The sequence below is a fragment of the Anaerosporobacter sp. genome, from assembly GCF_965301125.1.
This window is the reverse complement of the sequence record NZ_CBDLAM010000192.1, coordinates 1-6820: the sequence shown is the minus strand read 5'-3', so window position 1 is coordinate 6820 and position 6820 is coordinate 1. Positions and strand designations below refer to the sequence as shown.

The 6820-nt window shown below is 33.5% G+C and carries 5 protein-coding genes; all 5 read left to right on the top strand.

What is annotated here, in order from left to right; all coding sequences use genetic code 11:
* Nucleotides 1-147 precede the first annotated feature (147 nt).
* The 5 genes from ACW2QF_RS16270 (at nt 148) to ACW2QF_RS16250 (ending at nt 6740) form a co-directional block, all read left to right on the top strand.
* On the top strand, nt 148-1596 hold the full coding sequence (locus ACW2QF_RS16270) for an ABC transporter substrate-binding protein (RefSeq protein ID WP_455717064.1): 1449 nt from the start codon (nt 148-150) through the stop codon (nt 1594-1596).
* A gap of 106 nt (nt 1597-1702) precedes the next feature.
* The gene (locus tag ACW2QF_RS16265) at nt 1703-2698 is read left to right on the top strand and encodes a carbohydrate ABC transporter permease (protein ID WP_455717063.1); all 996 of its coding nucleotides are present in this window, start codon (nt 1703-1705) and stop codon (nt 2696-2698) included.
* Nucleotides 2698-3555 (top strand): carbohydrate ABC transporter permease, encoded by an 858-nt coding sequence (locus ACW2QF_RS16260; RefSeq protein WP_455717062.1) that lies wholly within the window; start codon nt 2698-2700, stop codon nt 3553-3555. Before ACW2QF_RS16265 ends, ACW2QF_RS16260 begins: the two co-directional genes overlap by 1 nt.
* A 57-nt stretch (nt 3556-3612) precedes the next feature.
* The gene (locus ACW2QF_RS16255) at nt 3613-4635 is read left to right on the top strand and encodes a glycoside hydrolase family 130 protein (protein WP_455717061.1); all 1023 of its coding nucleotides are present in this window, start codon (nt 3613-3615) and stop codon (nt 4633-4635) included.
* 65 nt (nt 4636-4700) lie between these two features.
* Nucleotides 4701-6740, top strand: a complete 2040-nt coding sequence (locus ACW2QF_RS16250) for a methyl-accepting chemotaxis protein (RefSeq protein WP_455717060.1) — start codon at nt 4701-4703, stop codon at nt 6738-6740.
* Nucleotides 6741-6820 lie beyond the last annotated feature (80 nt).

Genomic DNA, 6820 nt, shown 5'->3' with positions numbered 1-6820 from the left:
TTCTAAATATATTAATTTATTATAAAATATATAATAAAATAAATATTCATATATAAAAATCAATAATAAGTGATGACTTAAAATTAAAATAAATTATAATTAAATTAAGTTACAAAAAAGTAACTGAACAAAAAAGGAGGATTTGTTATGAGACTTAAAAAATTTGTAGCAATTGGTACAGCGGTTGTGCTTTCCTTATCTATGGTGGCTTGCTCAAGCAAAAAGAATGATAATAGCAAAAACACACCTACAACAAAAGAGGAAAATGAAGGCGCTGGGACAGAAGAAGAAACTCCTGAAGTTTCTGATGATGAAACACTAAGCTATGCAAACATTGTACTTGGGGAAAGTTACACAGATATCTCAACAACAATTAAATTCTACAACAACAGAACAGATATGAATCAAAGTGATTACGCTGGAAAGAAATGGGAAGAGTATGTTGCGGAGTTTAATAAAATGTATCCAAACATCAAAGTAGATATTGATGCAGATACTACATATGCTGATAGTGCATTACTTCGTTTACAAAGTGGTGATTTCGGTGATATCATGATGATCCCAGAAGTAGACAAAAAAGATTTATCTAAGTATTTTGTTTCTTATGGTGATTTAGCAACTATGGAATCTGAAGTTCGTTTCGCCTCAGATATGGCTTATGACGATCAAGTTTATGGTGTTGCTTACATGGGTACTGCTCGTGGTATCGTATACAACAAAGCAGTATTTGAAGCAGCAGGAATCACAGAACTTCCTAAAACTCCAGAAGAATTCACCGCAGCTTTAACAGCAATCAAAGAAAAAACAGATGCAATTCCATTATATACAAACTATGCAGCTGGTTGGACTATGAGTGCTTGGGATGATTATATTTCAGGAACAGCTACTGGTGATGCAACTTTCAAAAATCAAAAATTACTTCATATGAGCAATCCATTTGAAAACAAAGCAGATGGTACTGGAGCTTATGCAGTATACAAAGTTCTTTATGATGCAGTTGCTAATGGTTTAACAGAAGACGATTACTCTACAACTGACTGGGAAGGTTCAAAAGGTATGTTGAACAGAGGTGAAATTGGTTGTATGGTACTTGGCTCATGGGCATATCCACAAATGCAACAAGCTGGAGATAATCCAGATGATATCGGATATATGTCATTCCCTATTACAATTGATGGAAAACAATATGCTTCTTCTGGTCCTGACTACAGATTAGGAATCAATAAAAACTCATCAGAAGACAATCAAAAAGCAGCAATGGTATTCGTAAAATGGTTAACTGAAGAATCAGGATTATCTTATGATCAAGATGGTGTTCCTATCGCTGCTGATGATGACAACTTCCCTGAATTATATTCTGCATTCGAAGGTATTGAATTAGTATCTGATGATCCAGCTGTTAAAGGTGAAGAAGATCTTCTTAACGCGCTTAATGCAGATTCAGACTTAATGGTATCTGCTGGTGGTAATACTAAGGTTCAACAAATTATTGAACATGCTGCAAACAAAACTATGACATTCGATGAAATTATGGCTGAATGGAATGCAAAATGGACTGCAGCACAAGAAAGCAATAGTGTTGAAGTTAATCAATAATTAATAATCCCTAGATAGTAAATACCTATATTTTCCTTGATATACTATCGCACAAACTAAGATTTGTGCGATAGTTCTATATCATATCAGTTAGAAGGAGGGTCATATGACAGCATATACTGACCATAAGAAAAAGAAGTCCCTACTTCAATGGGCAAGGAGTAGAAAAGGACAACAAATTATAATTATCGTAACATTTATGTTTATTCCTCTTTTGTTGTTACTTACGTTTACTTATATTCCATTTGGAGAAATGGCAAAATTTAGTTTATATAAAATGAGCTATACAAGTAAACCAGAGTATCTAGGTCTCGATAATTATAAAGAAGTATTTAAAAACAAAGAAATATTTAGTTCACTGAAATTATCTCTCTATTATATGGCTGGTTCCATAATTCAGTTAGTTCTTGCGTTGTATTTGGCAACTATACTAAGTTTTAAAACAAAAGGCGGTAATATTTTTAAAGGGTTTATGTTTTTTCCATACTTAATTAGTGGTATCGCGATTGGATTTATATTCCGATTTTTCTTTACAAGAGGATTTGTGTTTGATACCGTGCTTCAGTGGTGCGGCTTTGATCTTGAAAATCTTCCGTACTGGTTAAGAACGCAAGGGTTAAACAATGTTTCTCTTGTAGCTACATCAATTTGGAGATATTTTGGACAAAACATGGTACTATTCATAGGTGCTATTATGTCAGTGGATTCTGAGTTGTATGAAGCAGCTGAACTAGACGGTGCTAATAAATTCAAACAGTTTATTCATATTATTTTACCTAGTATCAAGACGATTTTTACATTGAATGTAATTATGTCAATTACAGGTTCATTAAGTGCATTTGAACCTCCATATGTTATAGCAAATAACGGTGCGAATGGTACTGCAACATATTTCATTAAGATGAACAATATTGCGTTTACGAATAAAAAAATCGGTCTTGCTTCGGCAATGGCGATTGTATTATTCTTAATCATATTTGCGGTAACTATTTTACAAAAGTTATTCTTCAAGTATGCATTCCGTAATGCAAATGCAGAAGATCAAATTGTTAGCAAGAAGAAGAAACGTCTCGCTATGAGTAAGAAGAAGGAGGCGGTATAATGGCAGCAAAACGTAGAAAACACTATACTCCGGTTGCAGTAGCAGGAATATTTTTTAAATATTTGTCACTTGTATTCTTTTCATTCGTAGCAGTTTTACCAATTGTATCTTGTGTAATTACAGCATTTAAGACAGATGAGGAATACAATAATACAAATGTTATGACACTACCTGAAAGTTGGTTGAATTTCGATAACTTTAAAAGAGCTTTTGTCGATGCAGAAATGGGTCGTGCATTCATAAATTCAGCTATTGTTATGATTTTCGTATTAGTTGGAGCAATTATTATTGGTACACAGTTAGCTTATGTATTAAATCGATTTAAATTCCCTGGAAACGGATTGATTCGTAACTTGTTCCTATTTGCTTCATTACTTCCTGGTATTGCAATGCAAATTTCCGTTTATAAAATAATGACAACTTTAGGTTTTATCAATCACTTATATGGTTACATTATTATGCAAATGGGTACAGATATAATTTCGATTTATATATTTATTCAGTATATGGAAAATATATCTGTTTCGTTAGATGAATCTGCTATTATTGATGGAGCATCATATTTCCAAATTTATAGAAAGATTATTTTCCCACTTCTAAAACCAGCGATTGTAACAAGTATGATTTTAAAAGGTGTAAGTACATACAACGAGTATTACGCCGCAAACTTATATTTACAAGATGACAAAATAAAAACAGTTGCACAATCAGTATTTTCATTTACCGGACCACTTGGAAACCGATATAACTTGATATGTGCGGGTGTTATTATATCACTATTGCCAGCTCTAATCATATTCATAATCTGTCAGAAACAGATTTATAGTGGTATTACAGCAGGTGCAGTTAAAGGATAAGAGAGCAGTACAATTTATTACTGCATTAGTTGAATGACAGGAAAGAGAGGACAAATAATGAGTAAAGTAAAAATTATTAGCCAACCAGTGCCAAATGTACCTTGGCAAGAAAAACCTGAGGGATTAAAGGACGCACCGGTTTGGAGATATACAGAAAACCCGATAATTGGTAGAAACCCTGTTAAAGGTGTTGCTAGAATCTTCAATAGTGCTGTTATGCCATATGAAGATAGTTTTATTGGTGTATTTCGTGGAGAACAAGTAAATGGTGTTCCATTTATCTACTTAGGTAGAAGTAAAGATGCTATTCATTGGGAATTCGAAGAAGAGAAAATTAATTTTGTAGATGAGAATGGTGAATCATTCCAACCTCAATATGCATATGATCCTAGATTGGTAAAAGTTGAAGATACATATTATGTAATATGGTGTCAAGACTTCTATGGTGCTGCAATTGGAATGGCTAAAACTACAGATTTCAAAACATTCACAAGATTAGAAAATCCATTCCTTCCATTTAATCGTAACGCAGTTTTATTCCCTAGAAAAGTAAACGGTAACTATATGTTACTATCTAGACCATCTGATAGTGGTCATACACCATTTGGTGATATTTTCTTAAGTGAAAGTCCTGATTTAGTATATTGGGGCAAACACAGACACGTTATGGGTAAAGGATCAGAATGGTGGCAATCACTTAAGATCGGTGGAGGAGCAGCTCCAATCGAAACTTCAGAAGGTTGGTTATTATTCTACCATGGTGTAACTGGAACTTGTAATGGATATGTTTACTCAATCGGAGGAGCAATTCTTGATATTGATAATCCTTCAATTGTAAAATATCGTTGTGAAAACTTTATTCTTACACCAGAAGAATGGTATGAAGAACGTGGATTTGTTCCAAATGTATGTTTCCCTTGTGCAACAATTCATGATTCAGAATCAGGAAAAATTGCAATCTATTACGGAGCAGCAGATAGTTATGTAGGTTTAGCATTTACTCATGTTGATGAAATAGTAGATTATATAAAAGATCATAGTGTTTTAACAAAGACAGATACTGAGCTTGGTATTCGCTAGTTAAGATAAGCCAGGAGTCCTTAGTGGGTTCCTGGCTTTATATTTTAAGGGTTGAGGTGATGTTTATGAAACGTGAGAAACGTAAGAAACATGGTAGGATTCAACATACACTTATACGAGCGTACTTAGTACCTGTTTTTTTTATTGTGATACTGGGCATAATTTCCTATAATAAAGCATCGGATAATATACGAAAACAGTATGAAGAATCTGTGTATGGAACAGTTGGAACAGTCGCATCTTATGGGGAGCTATTATGCGAAACTGTTGAAAATAAAGCAAATGAAATTGTTAGTGGTGACGAAGTAAAAACTTATTATGGAAAGAATGTTGGCAAGAAGGATTCTGAAGCTATGGATAATCTGCGAGACGTACAGGCTGTTTTGAGATTGGCTAAGGGATCGTGCGATTATATATCAGGGTATACCGTTATCTCTGAGAAAGGTGGAAATCTCACTGATGGTGGTACGAAGGTTCCTGATGATGCATATGAACAATATGCTGTAAAAGAGGATGTAGATAAGATAGGAAATCAAGGTAGTTGGGGTGGAAAACACCCTTACTTAGATGATGTGTTGAATATTAAACAGGATACATATTCACTTACTTATGCGAGAAAATTAGTAAAAGGAAATGGGTATCTCAATCTTGATATATCGTTATCTGCCATAACTGACATATTAAAGAAGATACCAAATGGTGAAGGAATGTATGTGGCATTACTTACGCCTGATGAGAGGGAAATTATTATAGAGAATGGTGAAGTTAGGGAGGCTTCAATCTTTTTAGATAATAAAGTATTTGATAAGAATAGTACTGATGAAACGCAAACTGGTACTTATGTTAAGTGGAACAATAATAGATATTTATATACAACTGAATCAATCGGAAATACTGGTCTAGTTATATGTAGTTTAATTCCTGAGTCGATTATTCTTGAATCGGCCAGGGAGATTAGATTAGTTACGATAATTTTAGTTATAGCAGCATGTATTATAGCGTTATTCGTTGGAAATAGAATAGCAAAACTTCTAAGTTTAGAAGTAAAAAATCTTACTCAAGCAATGCAAGTTGTTTCGGAGGGTGACTTTACTATAAAGGTAAAATCAAAAAGAAAAGATGAATTCAGTCTATTAACAGATAGATTGAATGATATGGTAGAGAGTATTTGTAACATCTTAAAGATGGTAAAAGGATTTAGTGAAGATGTGCAACAATCTTCTCATGAACTAAACGATACCAGTGAGAAGATGAAGTATTCTATGGAAGAAATCAATAGCGCTATAACTGAAGTTGCTGGTGGTGTGAACAAACAAGCACAAGAAACAGAAGATAGTTTTACGAATATGACAGTTTTAGCGGAAAAACTAGATCAAATAAGTCAAGATTCCGAACGTATGCAGAATTATTCTTTGGTGGCAATTAAGTCAATTGAAGAAGGAAAGAAGCAAGTGGATATATTAAGGACAAAATCGGATGAAGCAAGTGACATGATGAAACAGTTAACAACAAATATTAAGGATGTTGAAAAAGATTCCATTAATATTGGTAGCATTATAGAAACAATTCAAAATATTGCAAAACAAACAAATCTCTTATCTTTAAATGCTTCTATTGAGGCGGCAAGAGCAGGAGATGCCGGAAAAGGTTTTGGTGTTGTGGCTGAAGAAATAAGAAATTTGGCTGATCAATCTGCTGAGGCGGGGAATCAAATTCAAAAAATTTTAGAAACGATACAAATTACATCAAAAAAGACTATGGTTTGTACTAATATCACCAATGGTTATTTGAAGGACCAAAGTGTAGCAATAGCAGCAACGATAGAAAGATTTGGTGAAGTGGCAAAACAAGTTGAAGAATTGGTACGAGTATTAAAAGATAATTCTATTAAAGTCAATAAAATGATGTTTGAAAAAAATAACGTTCTTAACTCTATAAAGAATATTGCGGAAGTGGCAGAAGAAGCTGCTGCATCAGCAGAAGAGGTAACGGCTACCGTAACTGATCAATTGGAAGATGTAATTGAACTTTCTAATGAAGCGGATAAACATTTCTCAGATGATCAATACTTTGATGACACACTTAATCGATATAAAATCAATTAAACCAAAGTTGGGCTAAAGTAGGAAATCCCTAAATAAAATCACTTGACAAATAAAACAACTAATTTTAAGATGATATTAAT